This is a genomic window from Gordonia sp. NPDC003422 (genome assembly GCF_053588675.1).
In genome coordinates, this window is the sequence record NZ_JBSFQL010000033.1 from 28,630 (window position 1) to 52,050 (window position 23,421).

At 66.3% G+C, this 23,421-nt stretch carries 23 protein-coding genes; 8 read left to right on the forward strand and 15 right to left on the reverse strand.

The features are described from left to right. Positions 1-63: 63 nt before the first annotated feature. From nrdI to ACWDTF_RS22045, 3 genes are all read right to left on the reverse strand, one after another. A complete protein-coding gene (nrdI, locus tag ACWDTF_RS22035; protein WP_240859241.1) occupies positions 64-537 on the reverse strand; it encodes a class Ib ribonucleoside-diphosphate reductase assembly flavoprotein NrdI in 474 nt (157 codons plus the stop codon). 157 nt (positions 538-694) lie between these two features. After that, the gene (locus tag ACWDTF_RS22040) at positions 695-928 is read right to left on the reverse strand and encodes a redoxin NrdH (RefSeq protein WP_240859200.1); all 234 of its coding nucleotides are present in this window, start codon (positions 926-928) and stop codon (positions 695-697) included. Positions 929-1,348: 420 nt separating this feature from the next. Further along, positions 1,349-1,918, reverse strand: coding sequence for an NAD(P)H-dependent oxidoreductase (locus ACWDTF_RS22045; protein ID WP_240859198.1), 570 nt, complete (start codon positions 1,916-1,918; stop codon positions 1,349-1,351). A gap of 106 nt (positions 1,919-2,024) precedes the next feature. On the opposite strand from ACWDTF_RS22045, the gene ACWDTF_RS22050 reads away from it, so the two are divergent. Together ACWDTF_RS22050 and hpxO are read left to right on the forward strand one after the other, a co-directional pair. Next, the gene (locus ACWDTF_RS22050; RefSeq protein WP_276614992.1) at positions 2,025-2,630 is read left to right on the forward strand and encodes a TetR/AcrR family transcriptional regulator; all 606 of its coding nucleotides are present in this window, start codon (positions 2,025-2,027) and stop codon (positions 2,628-2,630) included. An 87-nt stretch (positions 2,631-2,717) separates the two neighbouring features. Then, positions 2,718-3,878, forward strand: a complete 1,161-nt coding sequence (hpxO, locus tag ACWDTF_RS22055; RefSeq protein WP_240859194.1) for an FAD-dependent urate hydroxylase HpxO — start codon at positions 2,718-2,720, stop codon at positions 3,876-3,878. A 45-nt stretch (positions 3,879-3,923) separates the two neighbouring features. Here hpxO and eccB read toward each other — a convergent pair whose 3' ends face one another. Then, on the reverse strand, positions 3,924-5,414 hold the full coding sequence (eccB, locus tag ACWDTF_RS22060) for a type VII secretion protein EccB (RefSeq protein WP_240859233.1): 1,491 nt from the start codon (positions 5,412-5,414) through the stop codon (positions 3,924-3,926). A gap of 171 nt (positions 5,415-5,585) precedes the next feature. Here eccB and eccE point away from each other — a divergent pair, with 171 nt between their 5' ends. After that, positions 5,586-7,343: a type VII secretion protein EccE gene (gene eccE / locus ACWDTF_RS22065; protein WP_355274739.1), complete on the forward strand. Its 1,758-nt coding sequence runs from the start codon at positions 5,586-5,588 to the stop codon at positions 7,341-7,343. Between the two features lie 16 nt (positions 7,344-7,359). Here eccE and manA read toward each other — a convergent pair whose 3' ends face one another. From manA to ACWDTF_RS22080, 3 genes are all read right to left on the reverse strand, one after another. Beyond that, a complete protein-coding gene (manA, locus tag ACWDTF_RS22070) occupies positions 7,360-8,640 on the reverse strand; it encodes a mannose-6-phosphate isomerase, class I (RefSeq protein ID WP_240859182.1) in 1,281 nt (426 codons plus the stop codon). Next, positions 8,637-9,794 (reverse strand): hypothetical protein, encoded by a 1,158-nt coding sequence (locus ACWDTF_RS22075; protein WP_355274736.1) that lies wholly within the window; start codon positions 9,792-9,794, stop codon positions 8,637-8,639. The genes manA and ACWDTF_RS22075 overlap by 4 nt, the downstream gene beginning before the upstream one ends. A 93-nt stretch (positions 9,795-9,887) precedes the next feature. Then, positions 9,888-10,400, reverse strand: a complete 513-nt coding sequence (locus ACWDTF_RS22080; RefSeq protein WP_355274733.1) for a DUF3499 domain-containing protein — start codon at positions 10,398-10,400, stop codon at positions 9,888-9,890. 71 nt (positions 10,401-10,471) lie between these two features. Between ACWDTF_RS22080 and ACWDTF_RS22085 the strand changes: the two genes are divergently transcribed. Beyond that, positions 10,472-10,981, forward strand: a complete 510-nt coding sequence (locus tag ACWDTF_RS22085; RefSeq protein ID WP_355274730.1) for a metallopeptidase family protein — start codon at positions 10,472-10,474, stop codon at positions 10,979-10,981. A gap of 300 nt (positions 10,982-11,281) precedes the next feature. On the opposite strand, the gene ACWDTF_RS22090 is transcribed toward ACWDTF_RS22085, so the two are convergent. After that, positions 11,282-11,539 carry a WhiB family transcriptional regulator gene (locus ACWDTF_RS22090; protein WP_240859231.1) on the reverse strand — a complete coding sequence of 86 codons (258 nt, stop codon included), beginning with the start codon at positions 11,537-11,539 and terminating at the stop codon, positions 11,282-11,284. Between the two features lie 598 nt (positions 11,540-12,137). On the opposite strand from ACWDTF_RS22090, the gene cofD reads away from it, so the two are divergent. Genes cofD through ACWDTF_RS22105 form a run of 3 tightly spaced genes read left to right on the forward strand, consistent with a single transcriptional unit; the run spans position 12,138 to position 15,105 of the window. Continuing rightward, on the forward strand, positions 12,138-13,169 hold the full coding sequence (gene cofD, locus ACWDTF_RS22095; RefSeq protein WP_240859175.1) for a 2-phospho-L-lactate transferase: 1,032 nt from the start codon (positions 12,138-12,140) through the stop codon (positions 13,167-13,169). Then, positions 13,166-14,536, forward strand: coding sequence for a coenzyme F420-0:L-glutamate ligase (locus tag ACWDTF_RS22100; protein ID WP_355274726.1), 1,371 nt, complete (start codon positions 13,166-13,168; stop codon positions 14,534-14,536). Before cofD ends, ACWDTF_RS22100 begins: the two co-directional genes overlap by 4 nt. After that, positions 14,533-15,105: an NUDIX hydrolase gene (locus tag ACWDTF_RS22105; RefSeq protein ID WP_355274723.1), complete on the forward strand. Its 573-nt coding sequence runs from the start codon at positions 14,533-14,535 to the stop codon at positions 15,103-15,105. The genes ACWDTF_RS22100 and ACWDTF_RS22105 overlap by 4 nt, the downstream gene beginning before the upstream one ends. 85 nt (positions 15,106-15,190) lie before the next feature. Here the strand turns inward: ACWDTF_RS22105 and glgC are convergent, their stop codons facing one another. Further along, positions 15,191-16,405 carry a glucose-1-phosphate adenylyltransferase gene (gene glgC, locus ACWDTF_RS22110; RefSeq protein ID WP_240859169.1) on the reverse strand — a complete coding sequence of 405 codons (1,215 nt, stop codon included), beginning with the start codon at positions 16,403-16,405 and terminating at the stop codon, positions 15,191-15,193. 120 nt (positions 16,406-16,525) lie between these two features. Here glgC and glgA point away from each other — a divergent pair, with 120 nt between their 5' ends. Then, positions 16,526-17,692, forward strand: coding sequence for a glycogen synthase (gene glgA / locus ACWDTF_RS22115; RefSeq protein WP_240859167.1), 1,167 nt, complete (start codon positions 16,526-16,528; stop codon positions 17,690-17,692). Between the two features lie 27 nt (positions 17,693-17,719). Here the strand turns inward: glgA and ACWDTF_RS22120 are convergent, their stop codons facing one another. The 6 genes from ACWDTF_RS22120 to ACWDTF_RS22145 all read right to left on the reverse strand — a co-directional run bounded on the left by ACWDTF_RS22120 (position 17,720) and on the right by ACWDTF_RS22145 (position 23,382). After that, positions 17,720-18,631 (reverse strand): putative RNA methyltransferase, encoded by a 912-nt coding sequence (locus tag ACWDTF_RS22120; protein ID WP_240859165.1) that lies wholly within the window; start codon positions 18,629-18,631, stop codon positions 17,720-17,722. A 40-nt stretch (positions 18,632-18,671) separates the two neighbouring features. Then, the gene (locus ACWDTF_RS22125) at positions 18,672-18,839 is read right to left on the reverse strand and encodes a DUF3117 domain-containing protein (protein ID WP_004019232.1); all 168 of its coding nucleotides are present in this window, start codon (positions 18,837-18,839) and stop codon (positions 18,672-18,674) included. 86 nt (positions 18,840-18,925) lie between these two features. Beyond that, positions 18,926-19,393, reverse strand: a complete 468-nt coding sequence (locus ACWDTF_RS22130; RefSeq protein WP_240859163.1) for a DivIVA domain-containing protein — start codon at positions 19,391-19,393, stop codon at positions 18,926-18,928. A gap of 106 nt (positions 19,394-19,499) precedes the next feature. Further along, entirely contained in the window at positions 19,500-20,531 is a 1,032-nt protein-coding gene (locus ACWDTF_RS22135) for a glucosyl-3-phosphoglycerate synthase (protein ID WP_240859161.1), read from the reverse strand. Next, the gene (gene folP, locus ACWDTF_RS22140; protein WP_355274715.1) at positions 20,528-21,409 is read right to left on the reverse strand and encodes a dihydropteroate synthase; all 882 of its coding nucleotides are present in this window, start codon (positions 21,407-21,409) and stop codon (positions 20,528-20,530) included. Before folP ends, ACWDTF_RS22135 begins: the two co-directional genes overlap by 4 nt. Before the next feature lie 194 nt (positions 21,410-21,603). Continuing rightward, positions 21,604-23,382 carry a long-chain-acyl-CoA synthetase gene (locus ACWDTF_RS22145; protein WP_240859157.1) on the reverse strand — a complete coding sequence of 593 codons (1,779 nt, stop codon included), beginning with the start codon at positions 23,380-23,382 and terminating at the stop codon, positions 21,604-21,606. Positions 23,383-23,421: the final 39 nt, after the last annotated feature.

The following is a 23,421-nucleotide window of genomic DNA, read 5'->3' on the forward strand; positions in this document are numbered from 1 at the left end:
ACACGAAGAGACTCCTGGGCTTGGTCGTTATGTGTGAAGAAGAATAGGTATGGGGTCTGACACTCAGGCCGGCATGCCGGTCAGCTGCGCGCTCGTCGGATCGGCGAAGGCCGCGGAAGCGGCGAACTCAGCCAGTCCGGCCCGGACACGATCGACGTCGTCGGCCGTGCCCATCAATTCGAATCGGTACAGGTAGGGCACCATGCATTTACGCGAGATGATGTCGCCGGCATGACAGAACTCGGCACCGAAGTTGGTGTTACCCGCGGCGATCACGCCACGGATCAACGACCTGTTGTGTGGGTCGTTCAGAAAGCGGATGACCTGCTTGGGCACAAAACCACTCGGCTTGCCCGTGGCCTTGTGTCCGCCGTAGGTCGGGCAGATCAGAACGAAGGGTTCGTCGACGGTGAACCCACCGGCCCGATCGGTCAACGGGATGCGCTCGGCGCGCAGGCCGAGTTTGACGACAAAGCGGTGGGTGTTTTCCGAGACCGAGGAGAAGTAGACGACCAACGGCGCCTGCGCTGCCGACATCATCACCCTCCCATCCCCATCTCTGGCCAACTATCCGTTTCGAGCTGGGCCGCCGCGGCCCAAACCGTGACGACAAGAGGTTCAACGCGCTTGGATGACTCCGACTTCCCCAATCGGACCGTCCCGTCGTCGCGAACCTCGGTTCGAGCAAACGACCTCAGGCGGCGTTGGTGGCGAGTGCCTTGATGCGGTCCGGGCGGAATCCCGACCAGTGCTCGTCACCGACGACGACGACCGGCGCCTGCAGGTAGCCCAGCGCCATCACATAGTCACGCGCCTCGGGATCCTGGCTGATGTCGACCACCTCGTAGGACAGCCCCTGCTTGTCGAGGGCCTTGTAGGTCGCGTTGCACTGGACACAGGCGGGCTTGGTGTAGACGGTGATGGCCATTCGGAGCTTCTCCCTCATATCGGTATTCGCTGTCGGTGGAATCTCGTGGTCGGAAAACTGCCAGTGACGTGCACTTTCCCAGCGTGAAGATAGTGATCTGGATCACCATCTTTGAGGTGGTCTCCGAGCCATTTTCGAGCGTCTCGTCGTCTGCCTCTCTGGTGTTCCAAACACTACACCTAGTGGCTGACATTTCCGCCAACCACAATAACTTGTGAATAACATTCATGAAAGTCGCAGGTCGCAGGGCATGCACGATCGTGAAGTCCGGCGTGTCCGGCGTGTCGTCCACAACGCTGTCCCATGCCAGTCCACAACATGGCACCGACAGTCCACAGATCCGACCCGATCCATCCACAGCCCGCAACGGAAACCGCCCCCGAGCGCACTCGCGTTCGGGGGCGGTGAGACCAAATCAAGTCACGCTCTGACAGCGACCTCGTCCACGAGGCGGTTGACGGCGACGACAACCTGCTCGACGAGCGCCGGATCCTCGACACCCGCGTCGGGCAGCGCCGACGTCTGGACTCCGAGCTCCACATCCTCGATCACCCGGCCGCCGGCGATGCCGACGGACTTGCGGGTGTCCTCGCGCGACCAGGTCCCGGCGTACCGACCCAGCGCTGCGCCGATCACGCCGACCGGCTTCCCCTGGAGTGCGCCACTGCCGTAGGGCCTCGACAACCAGTCGATGGCGTTCTTCAGCGCGGCGGGGATCGTCCCGTTGTACTCCGGTGTGACGATCAACACGCCGTCGGCCCCACCGACCACGCCGCGCAGACGGGCGACACCCGCATCAAGCTCGGTATCGTCGGCCGACGCGGGGTCGACGTCTTCGCTGTAGAACGGCAGCGTTCCCAGATCGTCGACCACCGTGACATGGACCCCACCCGGAGCGTTCTCCGCGGCCAGCTGCGCCAGCCGCCGATTGATCGACGCTTCGCGGAGACTTCCCACCAGCGCCACCAATTCGACCACTCGATCCGACATCACAATCCTCTCGTTCGACACGCGTACATCAACCGGACCAGGGTCCGATTAATTTCCTCTCAGCGTCAAGAGTTAGGCTCGACACGTGTCGAACAGCCCTGAGGGCATGCCCATCCCCATTCGTCTCACCGGCCGTGAGACCGAGCGTGCCGATGCCGCCCGGAACCGCCGGCTATTGCTTGCTGCCGCGAAGAACCTCATCGACAACCACGGCGCTGCCGCGGTGACGATGGACGCGGTCGCGCGCGAGGCGGGCGTGGGCAAGGGCACCGTGTTCCGCAGATTCGGCAGCCGGACAGGGCTGATGCTCGCGCTCCTCGACCATTCCGAATCGGAGATCCAGCAGGCATTTCTGTCCGGACCCGAACCCCTCGGCCCCGGCGCGCCCCCACTCGAGCGCCTTCTCGCCTACGGTCGCGCCCGACTCAAGATGACCGCCGACCACCTCGACATCCTCCTCGAAGCAGGTGCGGCAAGCGATGACTTCATGAGCCACCCGGTGTGGCGCGCGTCGACCCAGCACGTACAGATCCTGCTCCGGCAGCTGGGCTTCACCGATCAGGTCGACGTCTTGTCGGTGGCAGTACAGGCGCCCCTCGCGGCGAGTGCCGTCAAACATCTCATGCACGACCTCGGAATCGACGTGAACACCATTGCCGCACAATGGCAACGCATGGTCGTGACGCTCGTCTCCGGCGTCGGGCCCGCTTGAGCCACCATCGCTCGACGCGCGCCGACGCCCGATCGGTCCTAGCCTGAACAACAGGTCGGCGAAAGTACGTGCAGAGAGGATCGACCCGTGAAGGCTGTGATCATCGGTGCCGGTATGGGCGGTCTGAGTGCCGCCATCGGACTCAAACAACTCGGGATCGATGTCGTCGTCTACGAACAGGTCACCGAGAACAAGCCGGTCGGCGCCGCGATCTCGGTGTGGTCCAACGGCGTCAAATGCCTCAATCACCTCGGCCTCGAAGCCGAGACCGCGGCACTTGGGGGCATCGTCGACACCATGAGCTACGTCGACGCCTTCACCGGTGACACGATGTGCCGCTTCAGCATGCAGCCCCTCATCGACGAGGTCGGGCAGCGCCCGTACCCCGTGGCACGCGCCGAACTGCAGCTGATGCTGATGGAGGCCTACGGTCTCGATGACATCCGATTCGGTAAGAAGATGGTGTCGGTCAGTGACGGACAGGACGCCGCGACCGTCGAATTCGCCGATGGCACCACCGATTCCGGCGACATCGTCATCGGCGCCGACGGCGCCAAGTCGCTGACCCGCGAGTATGTGCTCGGCGGTCCCGTCGATCGCCGGTATGCCGGCTACGTCAACTTCAACGGTCTGGTCACCGTCGACGACGAGATCGGCCCGGCCACCGAGTGGACCACCTATGTCGGCGACCACAAACGCGTGTCCGTCATGCCGATCGCCGACAACCGTTTCTACTTCTTCTTCGACGTACCGATGCCCGAAGGCACCCCGTTCGAAAGGGGCACCGCTCGGGAGGTTCTCGCCGAGGAGTTCGGCGACTGGGCCCCGGGCGTACAGAAGCTGATCGCCACCCTCGACCCGGCCACCACCAATCGCGTCGAGATCTTGGATCTCGACCCGTTCCACACCTGGGTCAAGGGACGGGTGGCGGTCCTCGGCGACGCCGCGCACAACACCACACCGGACATCGGCCAAGGTGGCTGCTCGGCAATGGAAGATGCCGTGGCCCTGCAGTTCTCGTTCCGCGACAATCCCGACGACGTCTATGCGGCACTCGCCGCGTACGAAGCCGGACGGACCGAGCGTGCAGGGGAACTCGTGCTGCGCGCCCGCAAGCGATGCGACGTCACGCACGGCAAGGACCCGGAAAAGACTGCGGCCTGGTACGACGAACTCCGCACCGAAGACGGCACCAACATCATCCGCGGCATCGTCGGCAACATCGTGGGCGGACCGCTCACCTCCTGATCGTGACCTCCCTGAGGCCAGGGCGGCGCATGAGTCGCGGCTTCGTCAATTCTCGGGCGGGTTCACCACGGCGGCGTCGGGGTCGGGAGCGATGCCGTCGTGCGAGACCAAGGCAGCCTGACGCGACAGCGTCGGCCCTGGCGTCAGTAACGACACCACTGCCCACGGCGCCGGACGCGGCTTGTCGCCAAGCCCCAGAACCGCGCCGGTCGCCGCGTCTGCCACGCCGAAGCGCACCCCGGCGTCGCTGACGTAGAAGGCCGATTCGGCTCGTACGCTGTCGATTTCGTTGCCGGTGACACGAATGTAGGCGCCACTACCGGGACGCAGATACACCTGATCGACGCCCGGGCCCGGCCCGTCGGCGGTGGTCAGCCGCACCGGCGTCGCGTTCGATGCGAGCGGCAATCCGTGGCCGGCGAGCAGCGCCGTTGTCGCGTGTGGCTCATCGGTGTCTCGTGACCACGACCGGCACAGCGTCGGATTGGTGGCGACACCAAGAAGATTCGGCGCTCGACGCGGAAAGTCTTGTACCGCGAGTGTATTCGAGGTCGGCATGCTGGCGAGTCGGCCCGGTGCCACCGCGATCACCGGCGTCGTCCCATCTCGGTCGGCAAGCCGAACGATCTCGGCCGTCGCCTCGCTGATCTTCTGTATGCCATCGGAGAGAACGACGTGATAGGTCGTATCATCATCGAGCCCAACCGATTTGACGACCGAACCCACCATCGCACCGGGAATGTCCACGGCGCCGGGGCGGCCCGAATTCGGGATGACCGGCACGGTGATCGGTTCCGCCAGCGGGAAGGTGTTCAGGAGCCCGGCACTCATCTGACGTGGGGTCGCACCCTCGAGTCCGAGCGCACGCATGACGGGAACACTCGCGGTGTCGACGGATGCACGCACCGGCATCCATTGGCCGTCCCGCTCGATCTGGTACACCAGGTACGTCGCACCGCCAGACGACACCAGGACAGCGTCGTCGGCGGTGACCTGCCGGCTCGCGTCGCCCAGCTCGGGCCGCGTGCCGATGACGGTGAGATCGACGGATTCGCCGACCGAGTATCGCGAGGACGTCGAGGAGTCACACACCGTCCACGTCGAGTCGGCCCCGGCGGGACCGGGAAGTGCGTCCGGTGCCCCTGGAATGCCCAGCAGTGGGCCACGCGGATAGTCGGCGAGTTTCTTGTCGCTCACCGACGTCGGCGATGCGTTTGTGCCGGCGATGAGGCGCGCCGAGGCCAGATTGAGCACGGGATGCAGAGTGTCATCGACGATGACGTACATGGCGCCGGCGCTCTTGCTCATCACGATCTTGGCATCACCGACCGAACCCTGCGGACGAATCAATCCCCAGATTCCGCAGCCTCCGAGCAACAGCAGGCCCAGGACCGTCCCGACCACCAATGCCTGCAACTGGGAGCGCATCGGATCGTGCAGCATCCGGACGTCGCGTCGGACGAGCGCGTGCTCGAGCCGCCTCAGCAGAAAGCGGTACCCGTTGACTTGGGCCTTTGTCGTCAGCTGACGCGCCATCGATCCCCCGATTCCCACGAACTCGATCCCCGCTGTGATCACAGAAGATCCGGACCGCTCCAGCGGTAGTAGCGTAACCGAAAGATTCACGCGCACTCGGCGAGTCTCCACCGGCCGGCAATCGCGTCACCGGATCGGGCGGCATCTATCGCGACATCAAAGGGGGCTGTGATGCTCACACGGCAGACCGACATCGGGACGCGACGCTCCCCGACCGTGGACACGGTCCGGCGCCGTGAGTCCGGCACGGGTCCGCGTATGGGTCTGGCGTCCGTCGTGCTGATCGAAGCCGTTCTCGCCGGCGGCCTCATCGTGTGGGCGGTCATCGGCAATCCCTGGGGAATCGCGGCGATGGCGCTCGCTCTCGTCGCATCGCTGGGCGTGGTTCCCGTGGGAACCGACGGCTCGATCGCGCAGCGGCTGCACCGCAGGCTGTCATTTCGCTGGTCTCGGTGGCGTCGGACAATTGCCGACCTGGCCCCGGCACCGTTCGACATCCCGGCCTCCTCCGGCCGGGCGAAGCCGACGGCACCGACAGCCGACGTCATCGGTGCCCGCTGGGTCGCAAGGACATTGGTGACGATGATCAGGGTCGAGCCGGGGGGCCACGAGCCCACCTTCCTCACCCCGAACGGGGCCGACCCGCGCACCGAGACCGGTCAACTGATCCCCTTCGACGTCCTGGCGGCATGCGTACAGACCTACGACATCCGACTGCGGTCGATCGATGTGATCAGCCACAGCATGCGTGCCCATGGCACCGGCCCGGTCACCGCCACCTACCTACGCACCCTGGGCCCCCTGCCGGCGATCGCACGACGATCGACCTTCGTCGTCCTGCGGCTCGATCCGCTGGACTGTCCCGATGCCGTTGCCCGTCGAGGCGGGGGCGCGATCGGCGCACTTCGCACTGCGACGACCGCCACCCGACGCGTCGCCGCTCGTCTCACCGAACACGGCCTGCACGCAACGGTGCTCTCGGCCGCCGAGATCACCGCGGCCGGCAGCCAACTACTGGATGGCGCGCCGCTGGAATCGGCCGCCGAGGACTGGCGTTCGGTGTCCCTCGGCGCGCTGCGAATGCGGACCGGCGCCATCGACCCCGCCATGCTCGCCGGACTGCGTGACTTCTGGGTCGCATCCGCGGTATCGACGACGGTGACGGTACGGATGCGCCGCAGCGGCGACGAGGTCGAGGTCGCGGGCTTCGCGCGGGTCGGCGAGACCGGCGCCAACAGCGCACAGTGGCCTCATACACCGTGGCCCCACGCACTGCGCCCGCTCGACGGCAGGCAATTCGATGCGCTGGAACTCAGCCTCCCCATCGCCAAACCCGCTCATCTGGACCGAAACATCGCGACCCTGCACGGTGACGCAGCCCTCGCCGCGCTGCGGTCACTGAAGCTGCCCGTGACCGGCTGCGGACAGCTCATCGGCGCCGACCGATCTGGGCGAGCCGTCGCGATGCGCGTTGCCGGACCGGATATTCCGTCGGTGATCATCGCCGCCGATCTCACGTTCCTCGTCCAGGTTCTGCTGCGAGCGGTCGCAATCGGGGTCTCGGTGGTCGTGTACACCGATCGTGCGCACCGATGGGCACCCGCGATGGCGGCAGTCGGAGATCGGAGTGCCTTCGGCCTGGCGTCCGACCAGTCTCGGCCACGGGGGCCGGCGATCATGGTCGTCGTCGACGGGGTGCCACGGCCACAGACGCCTCCAGGTGTCACCGTCGTCACCGCGCTACCGCCCGGTGTCGGTGTTCCTCCCGTCGGCGACGCAACACTCACCCTGCAGCAGAATCCCCGTGCACCCCATTGCATAACGTTGACGACACCCACGTCTGAGTTGGACATCACGATGGTCGCGACACCGGACGAGTGGAGGTTGATCGGCGCCCACCCCGGGCCGATCGCACCGGTGGCGCACTGACCGGGCCACCGGACCTTTAAGTCGTCACCACCGCTTGGGCGTTGACCGCGACGGGTACCAACGCGCGGAAGAAGACTGCCCGCGACGAGGCCGCCCGGACCACGACGTCCGGGTCGGCGTCGGAAATCCATGCCGCCTGCCCCGCGGGAATGGTCAGGGCCGGGCCCTCGGGTGGCCGCACCTCGACCGTCCCGCTCAGGACCGCCAGGATCTGCGGTCCCGGCATGTCGAAGGAGATCGACGACGCACGATGCAGACCGGTTCCGTCCAACTCCACACGAGACAACCGAAACTCGTCGGCCGGTGTGAGATAGACGCGTTCGGCGCCGACGGTTCGGATACTCGGCGACAGGTCACCGATGTCCACCGGCGTGAAGTCGAGCACCCGCAGCAATTCCGGTACGTCGATGTGTTTGGGCGTCAGGCCTCCGCGCAGCACGTTGTCGGAGTTCGCCATGATCTCCACACCGGTGCCGCTCAGATAGGCGTGCAGGTTGCCGGCGGGCAGGTACACGCCCTCACCCGGCTCCAGGTGAACCCGATTGAGCAACAACGACGCCAGCACGCCAGGATCGAGCGGATAGGACTCACCGAGTTCCAGCACCGTGCGCAACTCGGCGGAGAAATCCGTCGACTTGTTACCCAGCTGGGCGATCGCACCGGCCAGCACCGCCGGGATGAGGAGCTTGATCGCGGATTCCGGCAGGGTCAGCCACGTGGTGAAGAGCGCGCGCAGACCTTCCGAATCCGGTTGACCGACAAGCATACCCAGGTAGGGATCGAGTTCGCTGACCTGTAGCTCACGCAGCAACCGAATGGTGTGGTGCGGATCCCGAAAGCCGGCGAGCGCGTCAAAGGGTGTGACCGCGACGATCAGTTCCGGCTTGTGCCAGGGGTCACGATAATTGCGATCGCGCGCGTCGAGGCCCAGTCCACGTGCGTTCTCGTGCTCGAATCCTTCCCGAGCCTGCTCTGCGGATGGGTGCGCCTGCAGTGACAACGGCTCGTCGGCCGCGAGTACCTTCAGCAGGAATGGCAGCCGGTCTCCGAACGCGGCCACACTTGACTCACCCAGCGCCGCAACGGGATTGGCGCTGATTGCCGTCAGTAGGTCGGTCGGCGGATCGGACTCGACCGAATCGTCGGGCCCCAGACACCGCGCGGAACCCGCGGGGTGCGAACCGAACCAGAGTTCGGCCTCGGGATGAGCCGAGGGCACCGAGCGGCCCTGCATCGCCGCAATCGCCGTCCGAGACCCCCAGGCATACGGACGTACGACACCTTCGAGCCGCTTCATCTCACCGCGTTCCCCACCAGGCGGAGGTACACCGCCGCCATCTCGACCCGCAACACCAACACCAAGTACGACAACAGGTCACCCGGACTGTCGGAGGCAACATCCTCGGCCATCGGCACCGAATACGGCTGCCGGGGCGGCGCGTCGGCCCCCGGATTCACCGCCTGGCCAAGCGTTTCGGTGTCGTCGCCGACCACCAGGACGACATCGCCGATACCGCCGATGCGCTGGCGTGTGTACCACTCGCGGGCTGCCGTCGTGGCAACCAGGATGCGTGGTGATACCTCCATCGGACCGTCGATCTCGGGATCGTAGAAAATGGAATCCGCTGATGCGTCACCCGTGCGGCGGTCGGCGACCACTGCGGACAGCCGCGCCGCGTCGCCGAGATCGGTTGCGGCACTGACGATACCGGCGATCCCGGCGAAACTGGTGGCCGCATGGGCCGCGACCACCACCCCGGCCGGACTGTCACCGGTCCACACGGTCGGTCTCGCCGCAACGGTGATGGCCAGCGATTTCGCGCGATTGTGAAAACTCTCACGAGCCGGGTGGGCCGACGACGCCTCCGCATCGAGGGCGTCGGCCACCTCGTCGAGCACCGGCACCCCGCCGCCGAACCGGATCTGCGTCAAAGCCGTGAGCACGGCGAGCAACGCCGCCACAAAACCCACAAACCGCAGGCTCGGCTCGACGTCCACGCGTGGAGACAGGTCGATGCCATTGCCGCCCAGGGCATCCCGCAGGGGCCCGGCGATCGGCGCGGCCACCACGACCTCGGCGCGGCGCCGGAGCGCACGCGCAGCGGCGTCGGCGAGAGTCATGTCTCCCGCGTCGTCGCCGGCAACCACCACCACGTCGAGTGGTCCGATCCACCCGGGCAACGCAGGCCCCGTCACCACCGGGACGTCGATTCTCGCTGCCACGGTGGCCACGACGAGACCAGCGGCACGGGCAGCTGCGCCACCACCGCCGTACACGATCACCACACTGCGCGGCCGTACGTCGGAGAGCGGCGCCAGCACACCCTCACGGGCCGCCTCGGCAATGGCACGCACCTGCGCGCCGGCGAGCGCGGCGCTCGGGAGCAGCCGGTCGATGTCCGCGGAGAGCAACTCCTCGGGATCGTCGAGATCGGGTGTACCGGTGCGCATGAGACCAGCGTAGCCAGGCATCCGGGTCGGCGCGCACAGACCGGGCACAGATCGTTTGCACGTCCGCCCACGGACTGATTCGGCCTCGACGGATCAGTCGACGGGATCGGGCAGGACCCGCAGGTGTCCGCGGCGCCCCGGGCGTGGCTTGTGCACCGAACTCGGCGGCATCAGGGCTGAACCGTCCACCGGACCGGACGCTCGATGCCGCCCGGGACGCACGTCTTCCATGCCGTCCACCGGCTGCGACGTGCCGCGTGGATAGCCGAACTGGTCGACATAGGTCTGCGATGAATGGTCGCGATCGAGGAAACCCCCGCTCCGACCACCACCGGCGACACCGACCTCGCGGACAGCCTCGGCAAGGGCCGTCAGTTCGTGATCCTCGGCCAGCGGCGCCGAGAAACCCCGCTCGCTACGCAGCATCTCCCAGCCGCGCGGCACGGTGATTCGCCGGGCATGCTCGTCACACAGATCCCACGAATGAGGTTCATCGGTGGTCGACAGTGGCCCGATGACGGCGGTCGACTCTGCGTACACGAAGGTCAACGTCGCCACCGCGGACCGGGCGCAGCCAGGCCTGCAGCACTGTCGGGGAAGCTTCACGTGACGAGATTATCCCGGCATACCGCGCACGGCCGCCACGACACGCGGCCGCACACCACTAGACTCACGCCATGCGATTCGAGCCGTCACCCGCACGCGACCGAGCTTCCCGCCGCTCACCCCGCCGGCGCCGGCCCAGCCACCGGGACCGGCGCGGGCGCGGCCTGCGAGCCCCCCTTCTGCCACAGTCCGTCCCGGCCTGGAACAGCAGATCCGACGAGTTCGACGCCGTGGCACTCGAGGCCTTCGCCGAGATCGACGCCCGCTGGCACGACCAGATCTCCGGGCTCGACGTCGCCGTCGACGACATCCCCCGACTCCTCCCCCGCGACCCCGAAACCGTGCAATGGCCCGACGAGGTCACCGCCGACGGGGCCGTGCCGCTGGCCCGACTCATCCCGGCCGGTATCGACGTACACGGCGCCCCCACCCGCGCGCAGATCATCTTGTTCCGTCGACCCCTCGAGAGCCGCGCCAAACGCGGCGCAGATCTCCTCGAACTCGTCCACGAAGTGTTGGTTCAGCAAGTCGCCACCCACCTCGGCGTCGACGAGGACACGGTTGATCGCGGGCCGGAGTGATCAATACGTTCCCGAGCGCGGCCAGCGTTTCGTTGGATCGCGGGCCGGAGTGATCAATACGTTCCCGAGCGCGGCCAGCGTTTCGTTGGATCGCGGACCGGAGTGATCAATACGTTCCCGAGCGCGGCCAGCGTTTCGTCGGATCGCGGACCCTTCCGCTGGTCGAGCCGCTACCGAGCCGCCAGGCGAGGAAGCGTGTCGAGACCACGTGACGGATCACCAGTGATCTCGACACGGTGCCTCGCTCCGCTCGGTACCGGCTCGATCAGCGGTCGAGGGTCGCCGGAGATCTGGAGAGACTCAGATGATGCCGCGCTTCAGGCGGCGACGCTCGCGCTCGGACAATCCGCCCCAGATGCCGAAGCGTTCGTCGTTGTGCAGTGCGTACTCAAGGCACTCGGCCTTGACCTCGCAGCCCTGGCAGATGCGCTTGGCCTCGCGGGTGGAGCCACCCTTCTCCGGAAAGAACGCCTCCGGATCGGTCTGGGCACACAGCGCGCGGTCTTGCCATTGATCTTCGACAGCGTCGAAGAGATCGTCGAAATCGTTGGGCACCAGCGAGAGATGCCGACGCTGGGAAGCCTCACAAGGCTCGCCGACCGTCGGCGCGGTGCGCACAGCGGTGCCACCGATCATCGAATCATCAACCGGGCCAAGGCTGTTGAACAAGCCATCGTTACCGGCGTAGCCGTCCGTGGTTTCGGAAGACGACGAAGGATCTTGGGATTCAAAAGGATTGCCGATCGCGTTGTCGAAAGCCATCGTCGGCGCCTCCTAGCTCTGGGAAGTCGTAGTCTGTCTTGTTGCTCGTCGTTCCGGCGCCCTTGCCCCGCACAATCAGCGCCGCACTCACCACCCCTGCCACACCAATTCTCGATCTTCACCATGTGCCGAGGGCCTTCGCCGCCGAGACCTCGCCGGGCGCCAACCCATCATCCGGATTCGAACACCCGAGCGAAACCGTTGCCCTTCAGCGGTTCTCGATATCAAACCAGGAATGACACTGATGTGATTACACACGCCCGGGGCGGTCGCGGTCAAGCCGAACGAGAAAATTCCTTAATACCATCGCGATCCGTCATTGGAGGGATCGACACGACGGTCGGCGTTTCTGACCGCGTACCTCACCCATTTTGCCCCTCAGTAGAGTGGCCGTGTGAAGGTGACCGTTCTTGTCGGAGGCGTCGGTGGCGCACGATTCCTGATCGGCGTGCGCGAGATGCTGGGTTCGACACCCTTTCCGCCGCCACCGGATGATTCGGGATCCGACGCCGTGGCCGAACACGAGATCACCGCGATCGTCAACGTCGGTGACGACGCCTGGATGCACGGCGTTCGGATCTGTCCCGACCTCGATACCTGCATGTACACCCTCGGCGGCGGTATCGATCCCGAACGCGGTTGGGGCCGCATCGACGAAAGCTGGCACGCCAAAGAGGAACTGGCCGCCTACGGCGCCGATCCGGACTGGTTCGGACTCGGTGACCGCGACCTGGCCACCCATCTCATCCGCACTCAGATGCTCGACGCCGGCTACCGCCTGTCGGACGTCACGGCGGCGCTGTGCCGCCGCTGGCAGCCCGGCGTCCGACTGCTTCCGGCCACCGACGACCGGCACGAGACACATGTGGTCGTCGCGAAACCCAGTGGCGCGGAAGGTGAGCGAGTCGCAATCCACTTCCAGGAGTGGTGGGTTCGGCATCGTGCCCAGATCGACACGTTCGGATTCGCCCAGGTGGGGTCGGACGACACCACCGCTGCTCCGGGGGTGACCGAGGCGATCGCCGAGGCCGATGTGGTGCTCCTCGCGCCGAGCAATCCGGTCGTCAGCATCGGCGCCATCGTGAGCGTTCCGGGACTGCGTGCAGCCCTGCGTAACACGTCTGCGCCGGTGGTCGGCATCTCCCCGGTCATCGACAATCGCCCGCTCCGCGGTATGGCCGACGAATGCCTGTCGGTGCTCGGCGTGGAGTCATCCGCCCAGGGCATCGCCGAGCACTACGGCCCGCGCAAGGGCAACGGGATTCTCGACGGATGGCTGATCGCCGATGGCGACCACGCCCAGGTCGACGGTATGACCGTCGGTTCGGCCCCGCTGTTGATGACCGACCCGCCGACGACCGCACAGATGGTGCGGGCCGCATGCGCACTGGTCGGTGTGCCCACCCCGGAGGCGAACCTCCGGTGAGTGACGTACCCCGTCAAGTCGACCTCCGACCCGACCATCGCGCACCGGGCAGCATCGAGATCCTGCCTGTCGCCGACCTGCCCGAGTTCTCCGGCGACTCCGACCTCGCAGCTGAAATCGTTCGCGCCGCACCGTGGCTCCGCTCAGGCGACGTGCTGGTGGTGACGAGCAAGATCATCTCCAAGGTCGAGGGCCGGATGGTGCCCGCCCCCACCGACCCCGACGAGCGGGACACGTTGCGCCGCAAGCTGGTCGACGACGAGTCGGTCCGCGTGTTGGCCCGCAAGAACCGGACGCTGATCACCGAGAACCGAATCGGGCTGGTCCAGGCTGCCGCGGGCGTCGACGGTTCCAACGTCCCCGCCGACCAACTCGCGCTGCTGCCGGTCGACCCCGACCTCAGTGCGGCGCAACTGCGCGAGGCACTGGCGCGATGCCACGGCGTGGACGTCGCCGTGCTCATCACCGACACCATGGGCCGGGCCTGGCGCAATGGACAGACCGACGTCGCCATCGGGGCGGCCGGGATGTCGGTCTCCCACCCGTACGCCGGCGGCGAAGACGCACACGGCAACGAACTGATCGTCACCGACATCGCGGTCGCCGACGAGGTCGCTGCCGCAGCAGATCTCGTGAAGGGGAAGCTGGCCGGCGTGCCGGTCGCGGTGGTACGGGGACTCGCTCCCGTCGACAACGGCACCACCGCAGCGGATCTGATCCGGCCGGCCGATGAGGATCTGTTCCGGCTCGGCACTGCCGAGGCGATCGAGCAGGGCCGTCGTGAAGCGGTGCGCGCACGACGTTCGGTGCGCAACTTCGCACCCGAGCCCGTACCCGCGGACGACCTCCGTGCCGCACTCGCCGAGGCACTGACGGCTCCGGCACCGCATCACACCCATCCGGTCCGCTTCGTGTGGCTGCGGTCGCGCACCCGAAGACAGCAACTCCTCGACGCCATGACGGCGGCATGGCGCGGCGACCTCGAATCCGATGGCAAGAGCGAGGATTCGATCACCCGCCGACTCCGGCGCGGCCAGATCCTCTACGACGCTCCGGAATTGGTGATTCCGTTCCTGGTTCCCGACGGAGCACACCAGTATCCCGACATCCGCCGCAACGCCGCCGAACACACCATGTTCACCGTCGCGGCCGGCGGCGCGGTCGCAACTCTGTTGATCGCCCTTGCCGTGCGCGATCTCGGAAGCTGCTGGGTCGGTTCCACGATCTTCGCTGCCCCGACGGTGCGAGCGGCACTCGAAGTTTCCGACGATTGGGAACCATTGGGCGCCATCGCCATCGGCTACCCTGCCGCACCCGCGGGGCTACGCCCGTCGGCGCCGACCACCGACTGGGTGATCGAGTTGTGAGCAGAGAGTCACTGCACACCTCCGCCGTCGAGGCGCTGACCGCGTGGAACGCACCCGACGTCGAGCAGGACGCCCTGCGGCACGCGTATCTCGCCTTCCTCGCGTCCGCGCCGGATGCGTGCCTGCGCCGCTGCGTCGCCGGTCACCTCACGGCGTCGGCGGTGGTCTTCGACGCCACCCTCGACCACGTGCTGTTGACGCTACATCCCCGCGTCGGCAAGTGGATTCAATTGGGCGGGCACTGCGAGGAGACCGACGACCGCCTCGCCGACGCCGCGTTGCGCGAGGCGCGCGAAGAATCCGGGATCGCCGACCTGGCACTGTCGGGTGGCATCGTCACCCTGCACACCCATCCGATCAGCTGCTCGCTCGGTGTTCCGACACGGCACCTCGACGTGCGCTACCGAGCAGTGGCTCCACCGACCCACGACGGCAGCCTGCCGGACATCGAGTGCAGCGACGAATCGGTGGATCTGCGCTGGTGGCCGGTGGCTGCGCTTCCGGAGACCGCACGCACCGGTGACATGTGGACGCTGATCACTCGGGGCCGCGCACGCCGAGTGGCATAGTCTCAACTGTCACCAGGCCCTTCGAGGCTCGCACCGCTCGCACCTCAGGGGGCGGATGGGACTCTTCGGACCTGGCTGCGGTGGATCAGACGCGAATTCCCTTGCCGACGGTGACCACACCGCCGGCGCTCACCGAGAACCGGTCGCGATCGTGGTCGGCGTCGACGCCGAGGTGCTCGCCCTCGCCCACGATGACGTTCTTGTCGAGGATCGCGTGGCGGACCACCGCGCCCTTGCAGACACGCGCGCCAGGCATCAGCACGCTGCCCTCGACAATGGCTCCGTCCTCGATGATCACATTCGAGGAGAGCACCGAATCCCGCACTGTGGCAGCGGAAACGATGCAACCCGCCCCTACGACCGAGTCCTGCGCGATGCCACCCTGGACGAACTTGGCCGGCGGCAGGTTGTGCGTCTCGCCGCGGATCGGCCAGCGACGGTTGTACAGGTTGAAGATCGGGTGCACCGACACCAGATCCATGTGCGCGTCGTAGAACGCGTCCAGGGTGCCGACGTCGCGCCAGTACCCCTTGTCGCGCTCGGTGGCTCCGGGCACCTCGTTGTTCTTGAAGTCGTAGACGTAGGCCGCATTGCGGTTCACGAAGGCCGGGATGATGTCCCCACCCATGTCGTGGTCGGAGTCGGGGTTGGCGGCATCGGCACGAATCGCCTCCACCAACGCCTCGGTCGTGAACACATAGTTGCCCATCGACGCGAACGTCGCATCCGGGTCGTCGGGCGTCCCCGGCGGATCTTTGGGCTTCTCGAGGAACCGGGTGATCAGTCCCGATTCGTCGGAGTCGATGCACCCGAAGGCAAATGCCTCCGAGCGTGGCACCCGGATCCCGGCGACCGTCACGTCTGCGCCTGCCTGGATGTGCGCCTCGACCATCTGCGACGGATCCATGCGATAGACGTGATCGGCTCCGAACACCACGATGTACTCGGGTTGCTCGTCGGTGATCAGGTTCATCGACTGGAAGATCGCATCCGCACTGCCGGTGTACCACCGCGGGCCCAAGCGCTGCTGCGCCGGCACCGGCGTGATGTACTCACCGTGAAATCCCGATGTCCACCAGGTCTGCGAGATATGACGGTCGAGTGAATGCGACTTGTATTGCGTCAGCACGCAAATCCGCTCATAGCCGGCGTTCACCAGATTGGACAGGACGAAGTCGATCAGGCGGTACGCACCCCCGAAGGGCACCGCAGGCTTCGCACGGTCCATCGTCAATGGGTACAGGCGTTTACCCTCACCGCCTGCGAGAACGATTCCGAGCACGTGCGGCTGTGATCTCACACGTCAAACTTAACCGCGATCGATGCTCGAGGCCATACGAATCGACCGGCAGGTCGCAGCCTCTTACGTGTTTCGCGACACCGTTGGCGAACTCGGCTCGTTGGCACTAGCGTCGTCACCATGAGGGTGGCCATGATGACGCGTGAGTACCCACCCGAGGTGTACGGCGGCGCCGGCGTACACGTGACCGAGCTGGTGCGCCACCTCCGAAGCCTCGCCACCGTCGACGTGCACTGCATGGGAGCGCCCCGAGAGACCGCGCATGTCTACGAACCGGATCCGGGGCTCGCCGGAGCCAACGCGGCCATCACCACACTGTCGACCGACCTGCGGATGGTCGTCGGCGCTGCCGGTGCCGACGTGGTGCATTCGCACACCTGGTACGCCGGGCTGGCGGGGCACCTGGCCGGCGAGCTCTACGGCGTTCCGCACGTGCTCACCGCTCACTCGCTCGAGCCGATGCGCCCCTGGAAGGCAGAACAACTCGGTGGCGGCTATCGCGTATCGAGTTGGGTGGAGCGCAACGCCGTCGAATACGCCGACGCCGTCATCGCGGTGAGTTCGGGTATGCGCAACGACGTCTGCCACACCTATCCCCGACTCGACCCCGATCGAGTCCACGTGGTGCGCAACGGGATCGACACGACATCCTGGTACCCGGTCGACGACCCGTTCGGCCCGGAGTCGACGCTCGTGTCCCTCGGCGTCGACCCCACTCGACCGATCGTCGCCTTCGTCGGGCGGATCACCCGCCAGAAAGGCGTCGCCCATCTCGTCGCCGCGGCGCACCATTTCGATCCGTCCATCCAATTGGTGCTGTGCGCGGGCGCACCGGACACTCCGGAGATCGGCGCCGAGGTGGAGTCGGCGGTGGCCGCGCTTTCCGAATCCCGACCGGGTGTCTTTTGGGTGCGGGAAATGCTGCCCCATCCACGCATCCGCGAAATCCTCACCGCAGCAACGGTCTTTGTGTGCCCATCGGTGTACGAGCCGCTCGGCATCGTGAATTTGGAAGCGATGGCTTGCAGCACAGCCGTGGTCGCATCCGAGGTCGGCGGCATACCTGAGGTCGTGCGCGACAACGTCACCGGTCGCCTCGTCCGGTATGACCCGGTGGACCCGCGCGGGTTCGAAGCAGGTCTCGCCGACGCCGTCAACGCGGTCGTGACCGACCCGCAGACTGCGGAGGCCATGGGCATCGCGGGCCGAGAGCGTGCCGAATCCGAATTCTCCTGGGACACGATCGCGGCACAGACACTCGAGGTCTACCAGTCCGTCATGCACTGAAGATGCACTGACGATCAGCAGATCGGTTCACGCCGATCTGCCGCACACGGTGATGGCCACCGACACCGTGACCTCGACGACGCCGTCGCCGGCGAGAGCATGTGCGAGCGCATCGATCTGGCCGGCATCGAGATGGAATGCCGACGGACCCATCCCGGCCAGGTCGGCCACCACGGGCGCCGGAATCCGGACCGAGTACGTCAGCTCATTTTCGACGAGAACCTCGACGTGATCGTCCAGAGCGGCGTGCACGCGTGCGGTCTTGGCGTCGTCCACCGACAACATGTGCATCGGCGCGATGATCTCACCGAGGTGCCCGGGTAGCGGGCGAACCACGATCAGCCGGCCGTCGGGGCTCAGCACGCGGGCGAACTCGGCTGCGTTGCGGGGCGAGAAGATCGACAGCAGTACTGCGACACAGTCGTCGGCGACCGGCAGGCCACGCCAGATGTCGGCGGTCACCGCGGTCACCGCGGGTTCACCACGCACCAGTGCTCGCGCGCATTGCCGCGACAGGTCTATCCCCAGACCACGTGCGTCGGCACCTCGATCGGCCGCCTCCCGTAACACGGCCCGCAGGTAATGCCCGCCACCTGCACCGGCGTCGAGAACCAACGGGCGCCGCCCTGGATGCGCGCCGACGATGGCCACCGCACCCACTTGCGCGGCTGCGTCCACCACGGGATCGAACACGCCGGCGCTGTGGACACGGTCACGTGCGGCAACCATGTCGGCGGTGTCGGCGCGAAGAGCACCAGATCGTCCGTCGAGCAGCGAGACGTACCCCTGGCGGGCGACGTCGAAAGAATGTGCCGCACCGCATCGCAACGAGCCGCCGACGACATCGAAGGGTTCACCACACACCGGGCAGCGCAGGACATCGAGCGCCTGCGCGATCCCGTCGAGACGACCCGGTCGCGCGTCGCGTGAGTGCGGCACCGGATCGGTGGGCGACGTATGGGCGGTCAGTGTTGCGGGGTCAGCCGGTGACCCCGCGCAATTCCTCCCCGAGCGCGGCAGCCTCGTCGGCCGTCAGCTCGACGACCAGGCGTCCGCCGCCTTCAATCGGAATCCGGACAACGATCCCACGTCCTTCCTTGGCCGCTTCGAGGGGCCCGTCCCCAGTACGTGGCTTCATTGCCGCCATTCTCAAGCTCCCTTCAACGACGACCTGCTAGAGACATGATACGTGCCGAGGTCCTCCGATCCTGCCAGGCATGCTGCGTGCGCCGATCAGGTCTGCGCAGGATCGGCGACGTCGACCGGTCCGGACGTGGCCGAATCCACGTTTCCGACGGCCGCGTCGGACGAGTCCTGAGATACGTCCGCGTCATCGTCATCGGGTTCCCACGTCTGGAACGCCGGCTCGGCGGCACCGACATCCGCGGTGGCATCGGACGGGCAGACACGCTCGTTGCGTGCGTGCAGATCGGCGAGTGAGCCACGGAGTTCGTCGATCTCTGCGGCCAGGCGGGCCAGCGCCCAATCGACCTCGGACTGCTTGTAGCCACGCAGGGTCTGTGCGAAGCGCAGTGCACGGACGTCGTCGCTCGTGATCCCCGAAGGCGGCAACGTGGTCAGCGTCGTGCCCCGTTCGATCGGCGGCAGATCCTCGCCCCGACCGAACGCAAACCACACCACAGCGAAGACAGCCGCGACGACGATCGCCATGATCAGCAAATACAGCAGTATCGTCTGCATGCGTTCAATCTTGGCAGACGGCCGTGGCGGCACCGTTGGGCGCCGGGGAACTTGGCATCATCGACACTGTCGTCGGCCCCGGCACACCGGTAGGGTCAGGCCGTCGTCAGGAAGCCATCTCCTCGTCGTCGATCTCCGCGGGGCGGATGGTGTTCATCGGCGGTCGGTCTTCGAGATAGACCTCGGTGGTGTGCGGCGTGAACGAACCGTCGGGTTCGGCGGTGAACTGGGTGAGGCCCACCCCGGAGTCGTCGAGCTTGCAGCGGCGCATCAGCGTCCCCACAATCTGTCGGCTCATGACGCCGAGCTCGATGAGCGGACGATTGCGATGTGTCCGCACACCGAGGTTGACCTGGCCGATACCGGTGAGGCCGTACTTGTCGTAGGTGTCGATCAGCAGGCCGATCTCCACGCCGTAGCCGGGCGCGAAAGGCACCGACGACAGCAGTTCGCGAGTGCCGGCGTATTCGCCACCCAGCGGCTGCAGCACCGCCGTGAGGTCCGGCTTCTGCGACGCCAGTAGCGGGCGGGCAACGAGTTCGGTGACCCGGCCACCGCCGTTGGCATCCTGGGTGCCGCCGGTCCGCAACGGGCGCCGGTAGTAGCCCTTGACCAGATGGATGTCGGGGTTCACGAGCAGCGGGCCCAGCATCTTGGGTACGAACATGGGGTCTGGGTCGATGAGGTCGGAATCGACAAAGGCGATGAGGTCGCCGGTCGTCACCGCGATCGACCGCCACAGCACCTCGCCCTTCCCCTTGATGGGGTCGAGTTCGGGCACGGCCTCCTCACGCGAGATCACCTCGGCACCCGCGGCGCGGGCCCGTTCGGCGGTCGCATCCGTCGAGCCGGAGTCGAGGACGATGAGTTCGTCGACGAGCGTGCCCAGCAGCGGACGGATCGTGGCGATCACGTCGGCGACGGTCTCCTCCTCGTCGAGCGCGGGCAGGACCACCGACACGGTGCGTCCGTCCTTGGCTGCGACGAGTTCGTCGATCGTCCAATCGGGCTGTTCCCACGTGTGAGTCGACGACCAGCGCTGCTTGCTGGTCGCGGTCTCGGCGGGAGTGGGCCAGATCGCTGTCCGGTCCCGGTTGTTGACGGCGCTCGGATGGGTTCGTCTTACCTGTTTGGTCATGCGAGTCCCCTGACTGTTCGGGCGGGAGGTCTTGTTCCCGCTATGGCAGCGACCATGTCGACCACGCGACGAGTGGCAGCCACCTCATGCACACGAAAGATCCGGGCGCCGTGTTCGGCACTCAGAGCGGTCGCAGCGAGGGTGCCCTCCAACCGTTGTTCGAGATCCACACCCAGAGTCTCCCCCACAAAGTCTTTGTTGCTGAGCGCCATCAACACAGGCCAGCCCGTATTAACAAGATCTTTTACGTGGCGTAACAAGGCCAAACCGTGGTGGGTGTTCTTGCCAAAATCGTGCGTCGGATCGATAACGATCGAGTCTCGGGCAACTCCGGCGTCGGCTGCACGGGCAGCGGCCGTGGTGAGTTCGGCGACCACTTCGCCGACGATGTTCTGGTAGCCGACGCGGTGTGGACGGGTGCGGACCGTGGCGCCACCGGTATGAGAGCAGACGATGCCCGCACCGCGGGTCGCGGCCACGTGCACGAGGTCTGGGTCGGAGCCGGCCCAGGTGTCGTTGATGAGATCCGCACCGGCCGCGCATGCGGCATCGGCCACGTCCGAACGCCAGGTGTCGACGCTGATGAGCAGGTCGGGGTGCGTCTCACGAATCCACGCGATCATCGGTACGACGCGTGCGGCTTCGGTGGCGGCGTCCACATGCTCGCCCGGTCCCGCCTTCACACCGCCCACGTCGACGATGTCGGCGCCTTCGTCGACCACACGGGCAATGCGGGCCTGCGCGGCGTCGTCGGCGAAGCTCGCACCCTTGTCGTAGAAGGAGTCCGGGGTGCGGTTGACGATCGCCATCACGAGAGCGCGGTCGGTTGGGACCGGGCGTCCACACAGCGTCGGCGACAGAGCCGGCGTCGAGATCATGTCGCCCACAGTAGTGATGCGGCCGGGCAACCCGTCGCGCCAGTCCCGCCGGCTGAGGCGCGAGCCTGCGAGCCTCGAAGCCCCTGGTGAGCTGACATTGTCGCCTCACCACGCCCTTCGAGGCTCGTCGCCAGGGCTCCTCGCACCTCAGGGAGCGGTTGGCGGTTTGTGCACCTGAGACCCGACTCTGCAGATCAGTTCTTGGGCGCCTTCGCGGCTGCCACATCGTCGGGATAGGAGTCGTAATACTTCACGTACCCATCGGACCGGCCGGCCAGTGCGAACAACGTGTCGTCGCCGGTCTTCTCGTAGGCCTCCTCGCGCAGTTCGACCTTGCGACTCTTGAAGGTCGAGGTCTGCTCGAGCTGGTCGACGACGCGGATGAACAACGGCACGGCATAACCCGGCAGTACGTCGTAGAGGTGGTCGGCGATCTTCTTGCCGTCCAGATCGGCGCCGTCACGCACGGTCACCGCGGCCATACCGGCCTTGCCGTCGGTGCCGGGGATCTCCACCCCGAACACCACGGACTGCGAAATGGCGTCGATGCCGTCGAGTCCGGCCTCGACCTCGGTGGTCGCCACGTTCTCGCCCTTCCAGCGGAACGTATCGCCCAGTCGGTCGACGAACGCGATGTGCGAGAAACCCTGATCGCGGACCAGGTCACCCGAGTTGAACCAGGAGTCGCCGTCCTTGAACGCGTCGCGGATGATCTTCTTCTCGGTCTCCTCCGGATCGGTGTAGCCGTCGACCGGCACGCGATCGTTGATCCCGGAGATGAGCAGACCGGTGCCACCACGACCGACCTTGGTCAGCCGGCCGTCGGAGTCACGCTTGGGCGCGCCGTCCTCGTCGTACTCGACAATCGCGTACGGCAGCGGACAGAAGCCCGCGGTGCGGCTGGCGCTGAACGCATTCACGAACACCAGATTGAGTTCGCTGGCGCCATAGAACTCGACGATGCGGTCGATGCCGAACCGCTCCCGAAACTCGTCCCAGATGTCAGGTCGCATACCGTTGCCGACGCAGAGTCGCACCGAATGCTGCCGGTCGGTGGGCTTCTCGGGCTGGGCCAGCAGGTAGCGGCACAACTCGCCGATATAGCAGAACGCAGTCGCCCGGTTGAGGATGACGTCGTCCCAGAACTTCGACGCCGAGAACTGCTTGCCGATGGCGATGCAGGCACCGGCCGCGAGGACCGACGACAGCGACACCGATAGTGCGTTGTTGTGGTACAGCGGCAGCGGCACGTACATGGTGTCGCTGTGCCGCAGCCGTACGGCCAGCCCGCCGATACCCGACATGCTCGCCAGCCAGCGGTTGTGGCTCATCACGCTGGCCTTGGGGAGTCCGGTGGTTCCCGAGGTGAAGATGTAGAAGGCTTCCGTCGCCGCCGGCAGTGTCTCGGTGACCGAGGGGTCGGTCTCCGGCTTCCCGTCGGCCTCGGCGTCGAACTCGGTGAAGTCGAAGACATGCTCGGGCAGTGCCTCCGACGGAATCGACTCGAAGGCCTCGGCGCACTGCGGGTCGTGCACCAGCACGCGAGCGCCGAGCAACGTCATGCTGTGCTCGATGACGCTGCCACGCTGGTTGTAGTTCAGCATGCCGGCGATCGCGCCCAGCTTGACCGTCGCGAGCATGAGGAACAGGTCGGTCGGACAGTTCTTGGACAGGATCGCGACCACATCACCCTTGGCCACCCCGTTCTCGGCCAGCACCGCGGCGTAGCGATTCACCCGGCGATTGGCCTCACCGTAGGTGGTGGTCTTGCCCTCGAACCGCACGAACGGCCGATCCGGATGCGCTTGCGCATGCCTCTGGAAGATCGACCCGATGGTGCGTTTGGCATCGGCGGGACGACGGATCAGTCCCGGCGCGTGCTTGATCATGTGATGGGCCTGTGGCGCCATCTTCACGACACCTCTGACCAGGTCCTTTATTCCAACGACAGACTTGGTGTCGTGAGAGGGCATTTGCAGGTCTCGCTCTCCGGTAATGGATGACGACAGTGG

What these genes read in the sequence shown, in the direction of transcription:
- ACWDTF_RS22085 (WP_355274730.1), top strand. Translation starts at nt 10,472, where the DNA reads ATGCGATTCGAGCCGTCACCCGCACGCGACCGAGCTTCCCGCCGCTCA.
- manA (WP_240859182.1), bottom strand. Translation starts at nt 8,640, where the DNA reads ATGAAGCGGCTCGAAGGTGTCGTACGTCCGTATGCCTGGGGGTCTCGG.
- eccB (WP_240859233.1), bottom strand. Translation starts at nt 5,414, where the DNA reads ATGGCGCGTCAGCTGACGACAAAGGCCCAAGTCAACGGGTACCGCTTT.
- ACWDTF_RS22040 (WP_240859200.1), bottom strand. Translation starts at nt 928, where the DNA reads ATGGCCATCACCGTCTACACCAAGCCCGCCTGTGTCCAGTGCAACGCG.
- eccE (WP_355274739.1), top strand. Translation starts at nt 5,586, where the DNA reads ATGCTCACACGGCAGACCGACATCGGGACGCGACGCTCCCCGACCGTG.
- ACWDTF_RS22045 (WP_240859198.1), bottom strand. Translation starts at nt 1,918, where the DNA reads ATGTCGGATCGAGTGGTCGAATTGGTGGCGCTGGTGGGAAGTCTCCGC.
- ACWDTF_RS22050 (WP_276614992.1), top strand. Translation starts at nt 2,025, where the DNA reads ATGCCCATCCCCATTCGTCTCACCGGCCGTGAGACCGAGCGTGCCGAT.
- glgA (WP_240859167.1), top strand. Translation starts at nt 16,526, where the DNA reads ATGAGGGTGGCCATGATGACGCGTGAGTACCCACCCGAGGTGTACGGC.
- ACWDTF_RS22075 (WP_355274736.1), bottom strand. Translation starts at nt 9,794, where the DNA reads ATGCGCACCGGTACACCCGATCTCGACGATCCCGAGGAGTTGCTCTCC.
- ACWDTF_RS22125 (WP_004019232.1), bottom strand. Translation starts at nt 18,839, where the DNA reads ATGGCGGCAATGAAGCCACGTACTGGGGACGGGCCCCTCGAAGCGGCC.
- ACWDTF_RS22130 (WP_240859163.1), bottom strand. Translation starts at nt 19,393, where the DNA reads ATGCAGACGATACTGCTGTATTTGCTGATCATGGCGATCGTCGTCGCG.
- ACWDTF_RS22135 (WP_240859161.1), bottom strand. Translation starts at nt 20,531, where the DNA reads ATGACCAAACAGGTAAGACGAACCCATCCGAGCGCCGTCAACAACCGG.
- ACWDTF_RS22145 (WP_240859157.1), bottom strand. Translation starts at nt 23,382, where the DNA reads ATGCCCTCTCACGACACCAAGTCTGTCGTTGGAATAAAGGACCTGGTC.
- nrdI (WP_240859241.1), bottom strand. Translation starts at nt 537, where the DNA reads ATGTCGGCAGCGCAGGCGCCGTTGGTCGTCTACTTCTCCTCGGTCTCG.
- folP (WP_355274715.1), bottom strand. Translation starts at nt 21,409, where the DNA reads ATGATCTCGACGCCGGCTCTGTCGCCGACGCTGTGTGGACGCCCGGTC.